At 40.0% G+C, this 19,336-nt stretch carries 19 protein-coding genes and 1 other annotated feature; of the genes, 17 read left to right on the plus strand and 2 right to left on the minus strand.

The features are described 5' to 3' along the window. Positions 1-72: 72 nt before the first annotated feature. From FRX51_RS00175 to lpdA, 12 genes are all read left to right on the plus strand, one after another. The gene (locus FRX51_RS00175) at positions 73-1,734 is read left to right on the plus strand and encodes a ribonuclease J (protein ID WP_146494782.1); all 1,662 of its coding nucleotides are present in this window, start codon (positions 73-75) and stop codon (positions 1,732-1,734) included. A 56-nt stretch (positions 1,735-1,790) separates the two neighbouring features. Further along, on the plus strand, positions 1,791-2,573 hold the full coding sequence (locus FRX51_RS00180; RefSeq protein ID WP_146494784.1) for an alpha/beta hydrolase family protein: 783 nt from the start codon (positions 1,791-1,793) through the stop codon (positions 2,571-2,573). Between the two features lie 104 nt (positions 2,574-2,677). Continuing rightward, positions 2,678-3,391 (plus strand): M57 family metalloprotease, encoded by a 714-nt coding sequence (locus tag FRX51_RS00185; RefSeq protein ID WP_146494786.1) that lies wholly within the window; start codon positions 2,678-2,680, stop codon positions 3,389-3,391. A 65-nt stretch (positions 3,392-3,456) separates the two neighbouring features. Then, positions 3,457-5,346, plus strand: coding sequence for an ABC-F family ATP-binding cassette domain-containing protein (locus tag FRX51_RS00190; protein WP_146494788.1), 1,890 nt, complete (start codon positions 3,457-3,459; stop codon positions 5,344-5,346). A 431-nt stretch (positions 5,347-5,777) separates the two neighbouring features. Next, the gene (locus FRX51_RS00195; RefSeq protein WP_146494790.1) at positions 5,778-6,740 is read left to right on the plus strand and encodes an ABC transporter substrate-binding protein; all 963 of its coding nucleotides are present in this window, start codon (positions 5,778-5,780) and stop codon (positions 6,738-6,740) included. Positions 6,741-6,785: 45 nt separating this feature from the next. After that, a complete protein-coding gene (locus FRX51_RS00200) occupies positions 6,786-7,421 on the plus strand; it encodes an ABC transporter substrate-binding protein (protein WP_146494792.1) in 636 nt (211 codons plus the stop codon). A gap of 111 nt (positions 7,422-7,532) precedes the next feature. Next, positions 7,533-8,426, plus strand: coding sequence for an ABC transporter permease (locus FRX51_RS00205; RefSeq protein ID WP_146494794.1), 894 nt, complete (start codon positions 7,533-7,535; stop codon positions 8,424-8,426). Between the two features lie 9 nt (positions 8,427-8,435). Beyond that, entirely contained in the window at positions 8,436-9,236 is an 801-nt protein-coding gene (locus FRX51_RS00210) for an ABC transporter ATP-binding protein (protein WP_146494796.1), read from the plus strand. Positions 9,237-9,466: 230 nt separating this feature from the next. Then, entirely contained in the window at positions 9,467-10,435 is a 969-nt protein-coding gene (locus FRX51_RS00215) for a thiamine pyrophosphate-dependent dehydrogenase E1 component subunit alpha (RefSeq protein WP_146494798.1), read from the plus strand. A gap of 50 nt (positions 10,436-10,485) precedes the next feature. Beyond that, positions 10,486-11,481: an alpha-ketoacid dehydrogenase subunit beta gene (locus FRX51_RS00220; protein WP_146459781.1), complete on the plus strand. Its 996-nt coding sequence runs from the start codon at positions 10,486-10,488 to the stop codon at positions 11,479-11,481. A gap of 42 nt (positions 11,482-11,523) precedes the next feature. Then, positions 11,524-12,912, plus strand: a complete 1,389-nt coding sequence (locus FRX51_RS00225; protein ID WP_146494800.1) for a dihydrolipoamide acetyltransferase — start codon at positions 11,524-11,526, stop codon at positions 12,910-12,912. A 52-nt stretch (positions 12,913-12,964) separates the two neighbouring features. Continuing rightward, the gene (gene lpdA / locus FRX51_RS00230; protein ID WP_146494802.1) at positions 12,965-14,710 is read left to right on the plus strand and encodes a dihydrolipoyl dehydrogenase; all 1,746 of its coding nucleotides are present in this window, start codon (positions 12,965-12,967) and stop codon (positions 14,708-14,710) included. Between the two features lie 41 nt (positions 14,711-14,751). Here lpdA and FRX51_RS00235 read toward each other — a convergent pair whose 3' ends face one another. Beyond that, the gene (locus FRX51_RS00235; RefSeq protein WP_146494804.1) at positions 14,752-16,077 is read right to left on the minus strand and encodes an NtaA/DmoA family FMN-dependent monooxygenase; all 1,326 of its coding nucleotides are present in this window, start codon (positions 16,075-16,077) and stop codon (positions 14,752-14,754) included. A 126-nt stretch (positions 16,078-16,203) separates the two neighbouring features. On the opposite strand from FRX51_RS00235, the gene FRX51_RS00240 reads away from it, so the two are divergent. Together FRX51_RS00240 and FRX51_RS00245 are read left to right on the plus strand one after the other, a co-directional pair. Then, on the plus strand, positions 16,204-16,587 hold the full coding sequence (locus FRX51_RS00240) for a helix-turn-helix domain-containing protein (RefSeq protein WP_146494806.1): 384 nt from the start codon (positions 16,204-16,206) through the stop codon (positions 16,585-16,587). A gap of 99 nt (positions 16,588-16,686) precedes the next feature. Beyond that, on the plus strand, positions 16,687-17,676 hold the full coding sequence (locus tag FRX51_RS00245) for a lipoate--protein ligase (RefSeq protein ID WP_146494808.1): 990 nt from the start codon (positions 16,687-16,689) through the stop codon (positions 17,674-17,676). 23 nt (positions 17,677-17,699) lie between these two features. Here FRX51_RS00245 and FRX51_RS00250 read toward each other — a convergent pair whose 3' ends face one another. After that, positions 17,700-18,026, minus strand: coding sequence for a DUF4298 domain-containing protein (locus FRX51_RS00250; RefSeq protein ID WP_146494810.1), 327 nt, complete (start codon positions 18,024-18,026; stop codon positions 17,700-17,702). Positions 18,027-18,107: 81 nt separating this feature from the next. Next, positions 18,108-18,181, plus strand: a sequence feature (ribosomal protein L21 leader region). Between the two features lie 33 nt (positions 18,182-18,214). Here FRX51_RS00250 and rplU point away from each other — a divergent pair. From rplU to rpmA, 3 genes are read left to right on the plus strand one after another with little or no spacing between them, the layout of a single operon-like run. After that, on the plus strand, positions 18,215-18,529 hold the full coding sequence (rplU, locus tag FRX51_RS00255; RefSeq protein ID WP_146459794.1) for a 50S ribosomal protein L21: 315 nt from the start codon (positions 18,215-18,217) through the stop codon (positions 18,527-18,529). 14 nt (positions 18,530-18,543) lie between these two features. After that, positions 18,544-18,888, plus strand: a complete 345-nt coding sequence (locus tag FRX51_RS00260; protein WP_146494812.1) for a ribosomal-processing cysteine protease Prp — start codon at positions 18,544-18,546, stop codon at positions 18,886-18,888. A 21-nt stretch (positions 18,889-18,909) separates the two neighbouring features. Next, a complete protein-coding gene (gene rpmA, locus FRX51_RS00265) occupies positions 18,910-19,203 on the plus strand; it encodes a 50S ribosomal protein L27 (protein WP_003032879.1) in 294 nt (97 codons plus the stop codon). Positions 19,204-19,336: the final 133 nt, after the last annotated feature.

Raw genomic sequence — 19,336 nt, forward strand, 5'->3', positions numbered from 1 at the left:
CGTTTGTCATAATACCAGTAGCCAATCTACTGGTCATTTTAAGCATAATAAGATTACAGACAAGGAGAAGATATGAGTCAAATTAAAATTATAGCTCTAGGTGGTGTCCGAGAAAATGGAAAAAATTTCTACCTAGTTGAAGTCAATGAATCGATTTTTATTTTGGATACAGGGTTGAAATATCCTGAAAATGAGCAACTTGGGGTTGATGTGGTCATTCCTAATTTTGACTACCTTATTGAAAACAAACAACGTGTGCAAGGGATTTTCCTAACTCACGGTCATGCCGATGCGATTGGTGCCCTTCCTTACCTCTTGCAACAGGTTAAGGTGCCCGTTTTTGGCTCGCAACTCACCATTGAACTTGCCAAGTTGGTAGTAAAAAATAATGAAGGTAGTAAGAAATTTAATCAATTTCATGTTGTTGACAGTGAAACGGAAATTGAATTTGATGATGCCACCATTTCCTTTTTCAAAACGACCCACTCGATACCAGATAGTTTAGGGGTTGTTGTTGGTACAGCAGAAGGTAAGATTGTTTATACAGGGGATTTCAAATTTGATCAAGCTGCTAGTTCACTTTATCAGACAGATTTGGGTCGTTTGGCAGAAATTGGTCGAGAAGGCGTCTTAGCCCTTTTATCAGACTCTGCCAATGCTTCTAGTACCGTTCAAGTTGCCAGTGAGGCTGAAGTTGGTCTTGAGATGAACCAAGTCATCGCCGATGCGGATGGTCGCATTATTGTGGCAGCAGTTGCTAGTAATCTAGTGAGAATTCAACAAGTTTTTGATGCAGCAGCAGCTAATGGTCGTCGTGTGGTCTTGACAGGTTTTGATGCGGAAAATATTGTTCGTACTGCCATGCGTCTAAAAAAATTGTCTTTGGCTAACGAACGCCTAATCATCAAACCGAAGGACATCAATCGTTTTGAAGACCATGAATTGATTATCCTAGAAACAGGTAAGATGGGTGAGCCAATCAATGGCTTGCGTAAGATGGCGATTGGGCGTCACCGCTATGTTCAAATTAAAGACGGGGATTTGGTTTATGTCGTGACCACACCAAGCATTGCTAAAGAAGCTATGGTGGCACGAGTTGAAAATCTGATTTACAAGGCAGGTGGTTCAGTTAAACTCATCACACAAAATCTGCGTGTGTCAGGTCATGCTAACGGCCGTGATTTGCAGCTGATGATTAACCTCCTTCAACCTAAATACCTATTTCCGATTCAGGGTGAGTATCGTGATTTGCAGGCCCATGCTGAGTTGGCACAGGAAGTTGGCGTTTTACCAGAGAACATTTACATCATGAAACGTGGGGATATCATGGTCTATGATCAAGAGGGCTTCCTGCATGAAGGGAGTATTCCTGCTGGAGATGTCATGATTGATGGCAATGCCATTGGTGATGTAGGCAATATTGTCTTGCGAGATCGTAAGATTTTGTCAGAAGATGGTATCTTTATCGTAGCCATGACGGTCAATAAACGAGAACGTAAGATTATCTCAAGAGCCAAGGTGCATACGCGTGGCTTTGTCTATGTTAAAAAGAGTCGTGACATTTTAAGAGAAAGTGCTGATTTGGTCAACACAGTTGTTGAAGATTACCTTGCCCAACCTAACTTTGATTGGAATGAATTGAAAGGTTCAGTTCGTGATAGTATCAGTAAGTTTCTATTTGAGCAGACCAAACGCCGACCAGCTATTTTGCCAGTCATTATGGAAGTACGCTAAAAGAACAAGCTAGGAAATAAGCTCCTAGCTTTTTATATCAAGAAAGGACATGATTTATGGCTTTATTAAAAATTGAATACCATTCAGATGTGTTAGGCATGATGCGACAGGTCAATGTCATCTATCCTGATGCTAGTGACCTTAGCCAAGAAGAAGCAACAAGTCAAGACATTCCTATGCTGTATCTCTTGCATGGTATGGCAGGAAATGAAAATTCTTGGCTCAAACGAACAGCGATTGAACGCTTGGTACGCAAGACCAATTTAATCGTGGTCATGCCGTCAACAGATTTGGCTTGGTACACCAATACTCAGTATGGTCTAGCTTATTATGATGCGCTAGCCAAGGAGTTGCCTCAAGTTCTGCACCGCTTTTTCCCTAATATGAGTCAATCTCGTGCTAAAACCTTTATCGCAGGTTTGTCCATGGGAGGTTACGGTGCTTTTAAATTAGCTCTTTTAAGCAATCGTTTTGCTTATGCGGGTTCATTTTCTGGAGCCTTGTCTTTTGATTTAGACAGTCTGCAGGATCAAACCAGATCAGATTTAGCTTACTGGCAAGGGATTTTTGGGGCAAATCAAGATGACACATCAGAACATTTCTTGGTCAATATGGTCAAAAACCATGATAACCAAACCAAATTCTATGCTTGGTGTGGGCAAGAAGATTTTCTTTTTGACGCCAATCAGATAGGAGCTAAGGCTTTGCAAGCAGCAGGAATATACCTAGATTATCAGGTCGGTCATGGCACGCATGATTGGTACTACTGGGAAAAACAATTAGAGGTCTTTTTAGAAATGTTACCAATTGATTACGTTAAAGAAGAACGTTTGTCATAATGATGACAAATTTGTAAAGGTCATTTTTTTCGTTGAAATTGCTGGTTAATCTTGCTATAATCAATCTCATGTTTTAGGAAATTTCACTGGAAAAGAGTTAACTAATGGTTCATTTGCTAAAATCTTTACTGTGGTTGCCTAGGTTTATCATACGTTTGATTTGGAATTTAATCTGGCGATTGATTCAGACGGCAGTTTTACTGGCTTTGATTTTATGGGGCTTCTGGTGGTATATCAATAATAGTACCTCTGACTTTGCTAATCAGTTGTCTAATGTTGTTAGTGGTATTTCACAGATTTTCCCCACAGATACTACTAATTTACGTGAAAATTTACAAAATCTCTCGACAGATTTTTATCAAAGTCAAGAAGGAGTGAGGTGGTCAAAACCTCAAGCTACCATTTATATTCAATCAACGGATCCAACTCTAGTATCAGCCTATCAGACAGCTATTGCTAATTGGAACAGTACAGGAGCCTTTACCTTTACGCTAACCAACGATGAGCAAACAGCAGATATTATCGCTAGAGATGATATGGATGCCAATACTCAAGCAGCAGGAGTAGCAGAAACAAAACTCAATGCCTTAACCAAGCGTATTGTTTATGCAGATATTCGACTGAATGCTTATTATCTGTTGAATGATACTTATGGTTATACCTTTGAACGTGTGGTCAATACTGCTGAGCATGAATTGGGTCATGCGATTGGTTTATCTCACAATGATAATGAACTTTCTGTTATGCAGTCATCGGGTTCCAATTACAGCATTCAAGCAACGGATGTTAATAGCTTGGTTGAGTTATACCAATCTTAATCAATTCAGTCTAGAAGGATGATAAATTTTCCATCTTTTCTAGGCTTTTTTGTTATAATAAAGCTATGATTATTTTACAAGCAAACAAGGTGGAACGCTCTTTTGCAGGGGAGGTTCTTTTTCAAAATATCAATCTGCAAATTGATGAACGTGATCGCATTGCTCTAGTTGGTCGCAATGGTGCAGGTAAATCAACCTTATTAAAAATTTTAGTCGGACAAGAAAGTGCTACCTCAGGAGAGATTAGTTGTAAACGAGATTTGTCACTGTCTTATCTAGCTCAAAATACCCAATTTAATGCCAAAGGTACCATCTTTGAAGAAATGTTGGCTGTTTTTGCTGACCTGCGTCAACAGGAAAAAAGCCTACGTCACATGGAAGAGCAAATGAGTGAGTTGACTGGTCAAGCCTTACAAGACTTGATGACGTCCTATGATAGTTTGGCAGAAGACTTTAGGGTCAAGGGTGGTTTTACCTATGAAAGTGACTTGAAAGCAATGCTCAATGGTTTCAAGTTTGACCAAAGTATGTGGGATATGCCAGTGTCAGATCTTTCTGGTGGGCAAAAAACACGACTAGCCCTAGCAAGAATGTTACTTGAAAAACCAGAACTTCTGGTGCTAGATGAGCCAACCAATCACTTGGATATTGAAACAGTGGCTTGGTTGGAAAATTATCTCACCAACTACCAAGGGGCACTTTTGATTGTCAGTCATGACCGTTATTTTCTTGACAAGGTGGCCACTAAGACGGCAGATTTAAGACCAAATGGCTTGGATATGTATGTTGGTAATTATTCAAAATTCATGGATTTGAAAGCTGAAAAACTAGCTACCGAGCAAAAGAATTTTGATAAGCAGAGTAAGGAAATTGCCAAATTAGAAGATTTTGTCAAACGCAATATTGCAAGAGCCTCAACGACCAAGCGTGCCCAATCTCGTCGCAAGCAACTGGAGAAAATGGAACGCTTGGATAAGCCAGAAAATCATCAAGACTCAGCTAATATGACCTTTCAGATTGACAAGGTGTCGGGAAATCAAGTCTTGAATCTAGATCAAGTTGCCATCGGTTATGATCAAGAGATTTTGGCGCAAGAGATTAGTCTAGATGTGCGTAAACACGATGCCATTGCTCTAGTTGGTCCAAATGGGGTTGGAAAATCAACGCTACTTAAATCTTTGCTAGGTCAGATTGATTTCTTGAAGGGGCAGGCTCATTTTGGTGCCAATCTTGAGGTGGGCTACTATGATCAAAATCAAACAGCACTAACGCCCTCTAATACAGTTTTAGAAGAACTTTGGTCAGCATTTCCTACAACGCCAGAAGTTGATATCCGTAATCGTTTAGGTGCCTTTCTCTTTTCAGGAGATGAGGTGAAAAAAACAGTAGGCATGCTTTCAGGTGGTGAAAAAGCGCGTGTTTTATTGGCTAAACTTTCCATGGAAAATAATAATTTTCTCATTCTTGATGAACCAACCAACCATCTAGACATTGATAGCAAGGAAGTCTTGGAGGACGCCTTAATTAACTACCAAGGCACTCTACTTTTTGTCAGTCATGATCGCTATTTTATCAATCGTGTAGCAACGAAGGTCGTCGAGCTCTCTTCGACAGGAACAACACTTTATTTAGGCGATTATGATTATTATTTAGAAAAAAAGGCAGAGCAGGAAGTTCAAGAAGAAAACAATCAAGTCAAGCTTGTAGCAGCCAGTCAGGACTATCAGCAACAAAAATTAGAGCAAAAAGAAAAGCGTAAAAAAGAACGCCAATTAGTCCAAGTAGAAGACCGTCTAGAACAATTAGAGTCTGATTTGGACCTGCTCAATCAAGATATGTTGGCAACCAACGACGCTCAACTCTTGATTGACCTACAAGAACAGGTCAATCAGTTGACCGTTGAACAAGAAGAATTGATGATGCAATGGGAGTTTTTGGTGGAAGAATTAAGCTAAAAAACGAATAATATCTCAAATAAGTGTCGTTTTTTGCTCTAAAATCAGTAAAAAATGAAAAAAACAAGATTTTTCTATTGACAAGCGAGAAAAAAATAGGTATGATAACTATATCTTAAACAAGGGAAAGGAGAACAGATATGTTACTGACTAGTCAAAATCAAGCAGTCAATACTTATTTCTACAGCTATTATTAGATAGTGTTTGTAGGCATGTATAACAACATGGATACAAACACGGGAACGTAAGTTTGTATCTATGTGGCTGTGGTTGTTTTGACGTGTGCCTCATAGATGTTAAATCTAGATGGCACAGAAAGAGTATTTTATCTGTTTTACTATACAACAAAAGTGTAGGGACCGTCTAGATAGCATGCTAGGCGGTCCCTTTTTGTTCCATTACTCATTCATTTATTTTATAGGAGAATAATCATGATTTTTAAAAAACTTATTTTTGGTTCTGTTACATTTTTATCAGTACTTGCTTTAGCCGCTTGTGGCAATAGCCAATCGTCTTCGTCTGACGCTGTTAAGGTAGGCGTTATTCAGTACGCTGAACATGAGGCCTTAACAGCTGCACGACAAGGTTTCGTTGAAGCCTTGGAGAAGGCAGGTTACAAGGAGGGGGACAATTTAACTCTTGATGTGCAAAATGCCCAAGGTGATCAAGCCAATCTTCAAACCATGGTTACCAAATTAGCTGGCGAAAATGATTTGAATTTTGCCATCGCAACACCTGCAGCCCAAGCCCTACTGAATGCTGATTCAGAAACACCATCTGTATTTACAGCAGTGACTGATCCAGTGGAAGCAGGACTGGTGAAATCTTTAGAAAAACCTGAGAGCAGCATGACAGGTTCTATTGATGCGACAGATGTGTCAAAACAAATTGACATGTTGGTCAAGGTCGTACCAACTGCCAAGACGGTGGGCATTTTCTACAATTCAAGTGAGGTCAATTCTGAAGTTCAGGCTGAACAGGCTAAAAAAGCTCTTGAAGCTAAAGGGCTTAGCGTTGAAACAGCTACAGTGACCTCTAGTAATGATGTGCAACAAGTGATGACCTCATTGGCTGACAAGGTTGATGCTATTTACTTACCAACCGACAATGTCGTTGCTTCAACAGCCTCAACGATTGGTGAGATTTTGAAAGAGAAAAAAGTACCAGCTATGGCTAGTGATGCGGCAGTGATTGATGCGGCACTCTTTACTTACGGTGTTGATTACAAGGCAATCGGGGTACAAGCTGGTGAGTTGGCTGTGAAGATTCTTGAAGGGGAAAAACCAGCTGACTTAGCCGTTCAAAAACCAAATACGGCAGCCATTACCATCAATGATGAGATGACTAAGGCGATTGGCATTGATCCAGCAAGTATTGAAGCTTTAGAACAATAAAAGAAGATAGCTATAGGGTATCAAACAGTAAAAAAATTGGCAGTTATGTCATTAGCAGGCTTGGCTCTACTTGGCTTAGGAGCTTGTTCTGCAACAGGTAAGCAGTCAAATTCTACAGATTCTGTTAAAATTGGGATTTTGCAATACATGGAACATGATTCCTTGACCGTAGCACGTAAGGGTTTTGTGGATGAATTGGCAGCCAATGGCTACAAAGAGGGCGAAAAAATCACTTTGAATTATCAAAATGCCCAAGGTGATCAAGCCCCTATTGATAAACAAATCGAATTATTGGGGCAAGCCTTACCAACTACTAAAACGGTTGGTATTCTCTATACAACAAGTGAACGTAATGTTGAAGTGCAAGTCAAGCAAGCTAAAAAACTGCTAGAAAAGGCAAGTTATCAAGTCATGCTTAAAGGAATTACTTCTTCAAATGATGTTCAAGACATAACATCTAGCTTGATGAAGGATGTAGGTGCCATTTTTGTATCAACAGATAATACCATTGCGTCAACCAGGACCATGATTGGTGACTTATCAGTTGCAAATAAGGTGCTAGTCATTGGTGGATCGACCGACATGGTGAATCAAGGTGGTCTATTGACTTATAGTACTAACTATGAGGCATTGGGTCGTCAAATAGTTAAAATAGCAATCAAGACATTGCTAAGCAGTTAGGGATTGATACTTCTAATCTATCTATTTCAAAATAAGTCATCTATTAAAAGAATAAGACAGCAAAGTAGGTACCAGTGCCTACTTAACTGTCAACATTAAAAGGAGAAAAGTGTGGATATTATTTTATCAAGCATCTCGCAAGGCTTACTTTGGTCGGTCATGGCGATCGGTGTTTATCTAACCTTTCGTATTTTAGAAATTGCAGACATGACGGCTGAGGGTGCTTATCCCTTGGGAGCTGCGGTTTGTGCGACAACTATTGTCAATGGTGTTAATCCTTTGTTAGCAACTTTCTTGTCTATCTTAGCAGGAATGGGAGCTGGCTTGCTGTCTGGCTTGCTACATACCAAACTAAAAATTCCGCCGCTTTTGACGGGGATTGTGACCTTGACAGGTCTTTATTCAATCAATTTGAAAATCTTAGGCAAGGCCAATGTCGCCCTGCTTAGACAAGAAACCTTAGTCACTCAACTTCAAGGGTTAGGTCTGACTAAAACCAATGCCGTTTTAGTGATTGGTGTGGTCGCGATTTTATTGGTTGTTGCTATTTTAACCCTTTTTATGAATACTCAAATTGGTTTGGCTATCCGTTCAACAGGGGACAATATTCCAATGAGCGAATCCAATGGCATTCAAGTCAATACCATGAAAATCTATGGTTATATGATATCAAATGGTTTGATTGCTCTTTGTGGTGCTCTTTTAACGCAAAATAATGGCTATGCCGATCTCAATTCAGGAACAGGAACAATTGTTATTGGCTTGGCATCTGTGATTATTGCTGAAGTGATTTTGCGTAATCTCAGCCTTGGTTGGCGTTTGTTGTCTGTGGTTCTAGGAGCGGTGATTTATCGTTTGATTATCTTAGCTATTTTGGAAATTCCTGGCATGGACGCTGATTTAGTGAAGCTCTGCTCTGCTATTTTGCTAGCGACTGTGCTTTATGTGCCAGAGTTGCAGAAAAAACTTAATATTCGTCGCCCAAAAATAAATGGACAAGCTTAGGAGGACCCTATGACGACACTTTTATCGATTCAAAATCTTCACAAGACCTTTGAAGCAGGAACAGTCAATGAAAACCATGTCTTGCGTGGCTTAAATCTTGAGGTTAAAGAGGGAGATTTCATTTCCATTATTGGTGGTAATGGTGCGGGTAAATCAACCTTTATGAACCTTTTGGCAGGGGCACTTTTCCCTGATTCAGGCGATATTTTGCTAGAAGGCAAGTCTATTAAACACCTGCCAGCTTCGAAACGTTCAAAAGAGATTAGCCGTGTTTTTCAAGATCCAAAAATGGGAACAGCCTCACGCTTGACTATTGAGGAAAATATGGCGATTGCTTATCGGCGTGGTCTTTCTCGCGGCCTTTCTTGGGGTGTTAAAGACAGTGATCGCAAGATTTTCAAAGAAGCTTTAATGGAACTCGGTTTAGGGCTTGAAAATCGGATGAAGGTTGACACCCAATTTTTATCTGGTGGGCAAAGACAGGCCTTGACCTTGATGATGGCTTCCTTGGTGAAACCAAAACTGTTACTCTTGGATGAACATACGGCTGCCCTAGATCCAAAAACCAGTGACATGGTGATGGATTTAACCCAAAAAATTGTGACAAATCATCAATTAACAGCATTGATGATTACGCATAATATGGAAAATGCTATCCAATACGGTAATCGTTTGGTCATGCTCCATCGTGGTCAAATTGTGGTGGATGTGCAGAGAGAAGAAAAGCAGCATTTAACGGTTCAAGATTTAATGGCTCTCTTTCATAAAAATAGTGGCCAACAACTGACTGATGATGAAATAATTTTGTAACGGTTTCAGAAACTATCAAAAAGCAGATTCAAGTGATTTTTTAACCACTTGAATCTTTTTTATTGGAGAATCATTTGCGAAAATCTAAGTCATCAAAAAAGTTTGTGAAAAACTTATTTTTATTTTCTTGGTAAACCTTTACATGATGATGATTTAGCTATTAAAAATAATTGCGTCTTGTGAATTTTTAAGGTATGATAAGAGTGTAAAAATAATTTATGGAGGCCAATATGGTAACGATTTCTAAAGAGAAGCATTTGGAAATGTATTTGAAAATGCAACGTATCAGAGAATTTGATATGCGAATTAACAAACTTGTTCGTCGAGGTTTCGTTCAAGGGATGACTCACTTCTCCGTTGGTGAAGAAGCAGCCAACGTTGGTGCGATGGCTCATTTGACCTATGATGATGTCTTCTTCTCAAACCACCGTGGACACGGTCACTGTATTGCTCAGGATATGAATCTGAATGCAATGATGGCAGAATTAGCTGGTAAAGTGACAGGTGTGTCTAAGGGACGTGGTGGCTCTATGCACTTGGCTGATTTTGAAAAAGGTAACTATGGAACCAACGGTATTGTTGGTGGTGGCTACGCTCTAGCAGTTGGTGCTGCCCTGACGCAACAATACAAGGGAACAAATAATATTGCGGTCGCTTTCTCAGGAGATGGTGCAACTAATGAAGGCTCATTCCATGAGTCTATCAACATGGCAGCAACTTGGAAATTGCCAGTGATTTTCTTCATCATCAATAATGGTTATGGTATCTCAATGGATATTAAAAATGCGACCAATACCCCTCACCTTTATACGCGTGCAGAAGCCTATGGTATTCCAGGATTCTATTGTGAAGACGGCAATGACGTCTTGGCAGTTTATGAAACAATGGAAAAAGCAGTAAAACATGTGCGTGGTGGCAATGGACCTGCTATTGTTGAAGTGGTTTCTTATCGTTGGTTTGGTCACTCAACAGCAGATGCTGGAGTTTATCGTACCAAAGAAGAAGTTGATGAGTGGAAGAAAAAAGATCCAATGCTCAAATACCGTGCTTATTTGACTGAAAATAAATTTGCCACTGATCAAGAATTAGATGCGATTGATGCACAAGTGGTCAAAGAAGTTGACGATGCTTATGAATTTGCCGTGAATAGTCCAGATCCAGAATTGTCAGTTGCGTTTGAAGACGTTTGGGTTGATTAAGACGCACACTAAGGTAAGTAAACTAACAGTAAAAAATTAGGAGAAATAACATGTCAGAAACTAAATTGATGGCTTTGCGTGAAGCAATTAACCTTGCCATGAGTGAGGAAATGCGTAAAGATGAAGATATTTTCTTGATGGGAGAAGATGTCGGCATTTATGGTGGTGATTTTGGTACTTCAGTTGGAATGCTAGCTGAATTTGGGAAAAAGCGTGTTCGTGACACACCAATTTCTGAAGCAGCTATCGCTGGTGCAGCAGTCGGTGCGGCAATTACAGGCTTGCGTCCAATTATTGACTTGACCTTCATGGACTTCATCACGATTGCTCTTGATGCGATTGTGAATAATGGTGCGAAAAACAACTACATGTTTGGTGGTGGTTTGAAAACACCTGTCACCTTCCGTGTGGCGTCTGGTTCAGGTATCGGTTCAGCGGCTCAACATTCTCAGTCTTTGGAAGCATGGTTGGCTCACATCCCAGGAATTAAGGTTGTTGCTCCAGGTAATGCCAATGACGCCAAGGGCTTGTTGAAATCGGCTATTCGTGATAACAATATTGTTTTGTTCATGGAGCCAAAGGCACTTTATGGTAAAAAAGAAGAAGTGACCCAAGATCCTGACTTCTACATTCCACTTGGTAAGGGTGAAATCAAGCGTGAAGGAACAGATTTGACCATTGTGTCTTACGGTCGCATGTTAGAGCGTGTCTTGCAGGCTGCTGAAGAAGTCGCTGCTGATGGCATCAATGTTGAAGTTGTTGACCCACGCACACTTGTGCCTTTGGATAAGGAATTGATTATTGAGTCAGTGAAGAAAACGGGTAAATTGATGCTAGTTAACGATGCCTATAAGACAGGCGGTTTCATTGGTGAAATTGCAGCTATGGTGACAGAAAGTGAAGCTTTTGATTATCTTGATCATCCAATTGTTCGTCTAGCTAGTGAAGACGTGCCAGTACCTTATGCTCGTGTTCTGGAACAAGCAGTCCTACCAGATGTTGCCAAGATTAAAGATGCTATCTATAAGATTGCTAACAAGCAGTAAGCTTGTTAAAGACAAGTGAGATAACAAAGAAGGGAAAAGAGAATGGCAATAGAAATTATTATGCCTAAGCTCGGTGTTGATATGCAAGAAGGCGAAATCATCGAGTGGAAAAAACAAGAAGGCGATGAGGTCAAAGAAGGCGAAATTCTCCTTGAAATCATGTCAGACAAGACCAATATGGAATTGGAAGCAGAAGATTCAGGTGTTCTCTTGAAAATCGTCCGTGGTGCAGGTGAAACTGTTCCTGTTACAGAAATCATTGGTTACATCGGTGCAGCTGGAGAAGTGGTCGAAGCTAATCAGTCAGAAAAACCAGCTAAGATGGCTGACAATCCTGTAGAAAAGGTTGAGTCGCCTGCTCAGGTTCTTGAAACAAGTCAAGAAGTAGCTCCTGTGGCAGAAGGTGAGAAAGTTCGTGCGACACCAGCAGCTCGTAAATTAGCGAAAGATTTGGGCATTAACCTTCATCTTGTTGTAGGAACTGGACTTCGTGGCCGTATTCACAAAGAAGATGTTGAAAAAGTTAAACAAGCGATTGGTCGTATTTCACCATTGGCACGCAAGATTGCCGAAGACAAGGGGGTTGATATTAGTAGCTTAGTTGGTAGCGGTGTACGTGGTAAGATCATGAAACAAGATATTTTAGCTGCCATTGCACCAAGTCAAGAAGTCGCTGCTGAAAGCCCAGCAAGCAAAGTCGTTGAAACGGTTAAAGAAGAGGTGCCATCTGATATTGAAATTATCAAGATGAGTCCAATGCGTAAGGCAATTTCAAAAGGAATGGTTAATTCATACTTGACTGCTCCAACCTTTACGCTTAACTACGACATCGACATGACTAACTTAATGGCTCTACGCAAGCAAGTCCTTGAACCAATTATGGCAAAGACTGGCAATAAGGTAACCTTTACTGATTTAATTGGTCTTGCAGTTGTTAAAACCTTGATGAAACCAGAACATCGTTATATGAATGCGTCTTTGATTAACGATGCCAATGAAATTGAAATTCATAAGTATGTCAATCTTGGTATTGCCGTTGGTCTTGATGATGGTTTGGTCGTTCCAGTTGTTCATGGTGCAGATAAGATGAGCTTGTCTGAATTTGTGGTTGCGTCAAAAGATGTGATTAAAAAAGCTCAAACGGGTAAATTAAAAGCAGCTGAAATGTCAGGTTCAACCTTCTCGATTACCAACCTGGGTATGTTTGGAACAAAGAGCTTCAACCCAATTATTAACCAACCAAACTCAGCAATCCTTGGTGTAGCAGCGACAGTACCGACACCAGTTGCCCTAGATGGAGAAGTTGTGATTCGTCCAATTATGGCTATGTGCTTGACGATTGACCATCGTATCATCGACGGCATGAATGGGGCTAAGTTTATGGTTGATTTGAAAAATCTTTTGGAAAATCCAATGGAATTGCTCATCTAAAGATGGGAAACCAAGGTAAAATGTTAGTTGAAAAATAGAAAGTGAGAAAATAATGGCTGTAGAAATTATCATGCCAAAACTCGGTGTTGACATGCAAGAAGGCGAAATCATCGAGTGGAAAAAACAAGAAGGTGATGAAGTCAAAGAAGGCGACATTCTTCTTGAGATTATGTCAGACAAGACCAATATGGAACTTGAAGCAGAAGATTCAGGTGTTCTCTTGAAAATCGTCCGTGGTGCAGGTGAAACCGTTCCAGTTACGGAAATTATTGGTTACATTGGTGCGGCTGGAGAAGTGGTTGATGCTGGATCTAAAAGTGCATCACCGGCAGAACTAGAAGCTGCTGGTCTGGAAGTGCCAAAAGCTCCAGCGCAAGAAACTGTGGTTGTTGCTGACAAGGCACCACTTGCAGATGATGAATATGATATTGTCGTTGTCGGTGGTGGTCCAGCAGGGTACTATGCAGCTATTCGTGGTGCTCAACTAGGTGGTAAGATTGCCATTGTTGAGAAATCAGAATTTGGTGGTACTTGCTTGAATAAGGGATGTATCCCAACTAAAACCTACTTGAAAAATGCTGAAATCCTTGATGGTTTGAAGATTGCAGCAGGTCGAGGTATCAATTTAGCATCAACCAACTACACGATTGATATGGATAAGACCGTTGACTTCAAAAATTCAGTAGTTAAAACCTTGACAAGTGGTGTTCAAGGCTTGTTGAAAGCCAATAAAGTGACCATTTTTAATGGTCTTGGTCAAGTTAATCCAGATAAGACAGTTACGATTGGTAGTGAAACGATTAAGGGACGTAACATCATTCTTGCGACTGGTTCAAAAGTTTCACGCATCAATATTCCAGGAATTGAGTCATCATTAGTCATGACGTCAGATGATATTCTTGACTTGCGTGAAATTCCGAAATCATTAGCTGTTATGGGTGGTGGTGTCGTTGGTATCGAGTTAGGTTTGGTATATGCAGCCTATGGTACAGAAGTGACTGTTATTGAAATGGCAGACCGTATCATTCCAGCCATGGACAAGGAAATTTCTTTGGAATTACAAAAAATCTTGTCTAAAAAAGGTATGAACATCAAGACATCTGTTGGTGTTGCTGAAATCGTTGAAAATAACAATCAACTTACTCTGAAATTGAATGACGGTTCAGAAGTAGTGGCAGATCGTGCTCTCTTATCAATTGGTCGTGTGCCGCAATTAGCTGGTTTAGAAAATCTTGATCTTGACATGGATCGTGGTCGTATCAAAGTTAACGAGTATCAAGAAACATCAATTCCAGGTATTTATGCCCCAGGAGATGTGAATGGAACTAAAATGCTAGCTCACGCAGCCTACCGTATGGGTGAGGTTGCTGCTGAAAATGCGATGCGTGGTAATATCCGTAAAGCACACCTTGATTTTACACCAGCAGCCGTTTACACGCATCCAGAAGTGGCGATGTGTGGATTGACAGAAGAACAAGCTCGTGAGCAATACGGTAATGACATCCTTATTGGTAAATGTAGCTTTACTGGTAATGGACGTGCTATTGCGTCTAACGAGGCACATGGTTTTGTTAAGGTCATTGCTGACGCTAAATACCATGAAATCCTTGGTGTTCACATTGTCGGGCCAGTTGCAGCTGAATTGATTAACGAAGCAGCAACTATCATGGAAGCAGAATTAACAGTTGATGATGTGGCTCAATCAATTCATGGGCATCCAACCTTCTCAGAAGTGATGTATGAAGCATTCCTAGATGTGCTTGGCGAAGCGATTCATAACCCACCAAAACGTAAATAAACATAAAAATCCTTTAGATAAGTCTAAAGGATTTTTTAATATCATTTGCCGTATTGGTAAGGCACACCCAAATGTTCTCTTAAGGTACTGCCCTCATAATCTTCGTGGAAAATGCCACGTTCTTGTAAAATTGGAACTACTTTTTCTACAAAAGATTTGATACCATCATGTGCCAAATCTGGTACAATTGAAAAGCCATCACAAGCACCAGCTTCAAACCATTCTTGTAAGAAATCAGCGACATCTTTTGCCGTACCAACTACAACTGGATGATAGTTAATCACACCATGAGCCAGTGTGTCGATAGGAGAATAGCCTTGTTTGAGTATTTCCAAAGCTTTTGGCGAACGAGGATCACCAGGGTTAGATTGAGCCAAATTGAGCCAGTTTTTAGGTAAGGGTTGATAAGGGTCAAGTGCTTGATGGTTTAAACCAACCATGGCGCTTAGATAAGCCAGTCGTTGTGTTAATTCTTCTTGATCAAATGCTAGGATTTGTCGTCTGCGTGCCAGGGCTTCTTCCTTACTATCCGCAATAGTAAACATAAACCCAGTAAAGCTATTGATCTCTGTTGCAGCACGTCCATTTTTTTCAGCTTCAGCTTGTAACATGTGACGGTAAGCTTTAGCTTCTTCTATGGTAAAAGGATTAGCATAGACACCAGAGGCGAATCGTCCAGCCAATCGAATCCCTTCTGGGCTAGGACCAGCTTGAAAAATAGGAGGTTGCCCTTGTTCTGATGGTGGAATGGGTAGTGGGCCCATAGTCTTGATGTATTCGCCTTGATAGTGAATCGGTTTTATTTGTGTGGTATCGGCAAATTGACCAGTTGATTTATCGTGACGATAGGCTGTTTGTCCCCAAGACCCCCATAAACCTTGAACTGCCTCAATAAATTCATGAGCTCGTCCATAACGCTCTTGATAGGTTGGAATTGCTTGCCCAAAATTAGCCTCTGTCCCCTGAGTAGAGGTTGTGACAGCATTCCAACCAACTCGCCCATGACTCACCACATCCAAGGCTTTCAGATGACGAGCTAGGTTATAGGGTTCGTTAAAGGTCGTTGAAAAAGTGCCCACCAACCCAATTTTTTCAGTAGCACGAGCAACAGATGTCATGGCAATTAAGGGATCCATCGAGTGCATGGGTGTATTTCCTTCAATGTCATTAACAAGAGCAGGAGTGTCTGCCATAAATAAGGCATGAATTTTCCCTTTTTCAGCAAGCTGAGCCAATTCAACATAAAGATCCATGTCAGTATAAGCGTCAGCTTTGGCTTCAGGTAATCGCCAAGTCTTAAACTCTCCCCCATAGCCAGCCACCATTTGTAGTACAATTTTCATTTGCTTTTTCGGTTTGTTTATCATTTCTACTTCCTCTTATGTTATGATAAAATGTAGTATAACAAACTTTATGATTGCTGAGAAGACGGCAAAAAAATTGACCTTAGTACATTTTTTTGTTGCTAGGCTAAGAAGAAAAAGAGGTTAAATATGGCTAAAATATGTCCAAAAGGATTTCAAAATATCGATTTAAGTCAGCCCAGCCCCTTATTTTATCTGTTATACACACAAGATTTGATGAGTGGTCGTTGGAAATGGCTGATTGTTGATTTTTTAATAGACGGTCCAAAGCGTTTTAGCCAAATTCAAAAATATCTGGGTAATTTGTCCCAAGGCTCTTTAACCAAGCAATTACGAGAAATGGAAGCAGATGGTTTGGTGATCAAAACAGTCTATCCTCAAGTACCGCCAAGAGTGGATTATCAATTAAGTCAAAAGGGGCGAGATCTTTTTCCGATTTTGGAGTTGATGATAGCTTATGGGGAAGTTTATGGTTTAGAAGCTGACACCGTCACCAATCAACAAGCCAAATAATATGTTGTTAATGGCTGGTTGGATCGGTTTAAAATTTGTTATCATTAAGAAGAACTAACTATAAGTTAATTTAGATTATCTATTTAAAGGAGTTGAACTATGAAATATATCGTAAACACTAGTAATGAAACGGCTTACAATATTGCCCTTGAAGCCTATGCTTTTCGTGAATTGATGAAAGAGGAAGAACTCTTTATTCTTTGGATTAACCGACCATCGATTATTATCGGTCGCCATCAAAACACTATTGAAGAAATCAATAAAGAATTTACAGATGCCAATGACATTCGTGTGGTTCGTCGTTTGTCAGGTGGCGGAGCAGTTTACCATGATTTGAACAATCTGAACTACACCATCATTTCAAACAAGAGCAAAGAAGGTGCTTTTGATTTTAAGACCTTTTCAGCTCCTGTGATTGAAACCTTGGCTGATCTTGGTGTTAAGGCTGAGTTTACAGGTCGTAATGATTTAGAAATTGATGGTAAAAAATTCTGTGGCAATGCCCAAGCCTATTATAAGGGACGAATGATGCACCACGGTTGCCTACTTTTTGATGTGGACATGAGTGTTTTGAGCCAAGCCCTCAAGGTGAGTAAGGATAAGATTGAGTCTAAAGGGGTTAAATCAGTCCGTTCTCGAGTGACCAATATTCTTGAGCAATTACCAAAAAAAATTACAGTTAATGAATTTTCAGACCTGTTGTTACAAAAAATGAAAGACACGCATCCTGAGATGACGGAATATGTCCTATCAGATGATGAGTTAGCCAAAATCAAACAGTTGGCAGAAGATAAATTCGCCACATGGGATTGGACCTACGGTCAAGCGCCAGAATATACCATCTCACGAGATGTTCGCTACTCTGCTGGTAAGATTTCGACCTATGCCAATGTGGATAAGTCCATCATTCAATCAGTCAAACTTTATGGGGATTTCTTTGGAATCAAGGATGTTGTTGACGTTGAAGAAGCTCTAGTTGGTGTCCGTTATGAGTATGAAGATGTGTTAGCATGCTTGAAAACACTAGATTTAGCCGAATACTTTGCAGGAATGACGGTAGAAGAAGTCGCCAAGGCCATTGTTGCCTAATAAAAAAGATTGAAGTTGCTACTTCAATCTTTTGGTCGTAGTTCGTCTAATTTTTGGCTCATCTTGTCACTGACTTCCTTGAGTTTATCTGCCAAGGAAACATAAGTGGCTAAGAAGTTGTAAATACCATCTTCTGAAAGCACTCCACGAGGCAAATCAACAGGTAATTTCCCTTGTTCATCTAATGCGAAGTGCTCAAACCATTCCGGACTTTGATAATAAGCAAAGAGTGTTTGATAATGGTCAAGGTTTTGTTGGATTTCTTCTAAATTGTCCAATGTTTGAGAAAGGCTTTTCTCCCCTTGATTGAGTGTTTTTTCCATTTGTTTAATGTGTTCAATTGTTTCCATGTGTTTATTGTATCAAAAATCCAGATAAAATACTTGTAAAAAAATGAAGTTATGTTATAATGAAAATGTTGACTAAATGCACGTCCTGTGCAACCGCACGACCATCGTTTCAAGTAGTTTTGCACTCACGATGCAAGGCGAGTCTTCACAGAGGGAAACCTCATCAAAAATTTTATAGGAGGTGCATCATGAGCACATACGCAATCATCAAAACTGGTGGTAAACAAGTTAAAGTTGAAGTTGATCAAGCGATTTATGTTGAAAAACTTGACGTTGAAGCAGGCGCAGAGGTAACATTTGACGAGGTTGTCCTTGTTGGTGGTGACAAAACTGTTGTTGGAACACCATTAGTTGCAGGTGCAACTGTTGTCGGAACGGTTGAAAAACAAGGTAAACAAAAGAAAGTTGTTACTTTCAAATACAAACCTAAAAAAGGTAGCCACCGTAAACAAGGTCACCGTCAACCATACACTAAAGTGGTTATCAAAGCGATTAACGCTTAATCATTGGTGTACACATGATTAAGATAGAAATCATCAAAAAAGCTTCTGGTCAACCCTTAAAAGTGGTTTTGACTGGTCATGCTGGTTCTGGTGAATACGGTTATGATGTCATGTGTGCTTCAGTTAGCACCCTTAGTTTGAATTTATTGAACGGTTTAGAGGTGTTGGCTGATTATCAACCAAGCTATCACTTAAATCAAAAAGAAGGCGGCTATCTCCAAATTGATTTTTCAGATTTTGAGAAAGCCCCTCAACAAGAAACGGCTCGTATCTTATACGAATCATTTCAATTAGGAGTTAATCAGTTAGGGATTGATTCTCCAGAATTTGTCCAAACAAAGATTATAACTCAAGATTAACTTAAAGAGAGGACTATCATTATGTTAAAAATGAATCTTGCTAACTTGCAACTTTTCGCCCACAAAAAAGGTGGAGGTTCAACATCAAACGGACGTGACTCACAAGCTAAACGCCTAGGTGCTAAAGCTGCTGATGGTCAAACAGTAACAGGTGGATCAATCCTTTACCGTCAACGTGGTACACACATCTATCCAGGTGTTAACGTTGGTCGTGGCGGAGATGACACACTTTTCGCTAAAGTTGAAGGTGTTGTTCGTTTCGAGCGTAAAGGTCGCGATAAAAAACAAGTATCAGTTTACCCAATCGCTAAATAAGGCTAGAAATAGCTTAATAACAGGCTTTCCGACTTATCGGAAAGCCTGTTTTATTTCCATTATAAAAATAAGTATGAGGTATATGATAAATGGATGAGAAAACATTATTAAAATGATTAGGTTTTGAAGAACA

This window comes from Streptococcus sp. sy010 (genome assembly GCF_007859175.1).
GTDB lineage: Bacteria > Bacillota > Bacilli > Lactobacillales > Streptococcaceae > Streptococcus.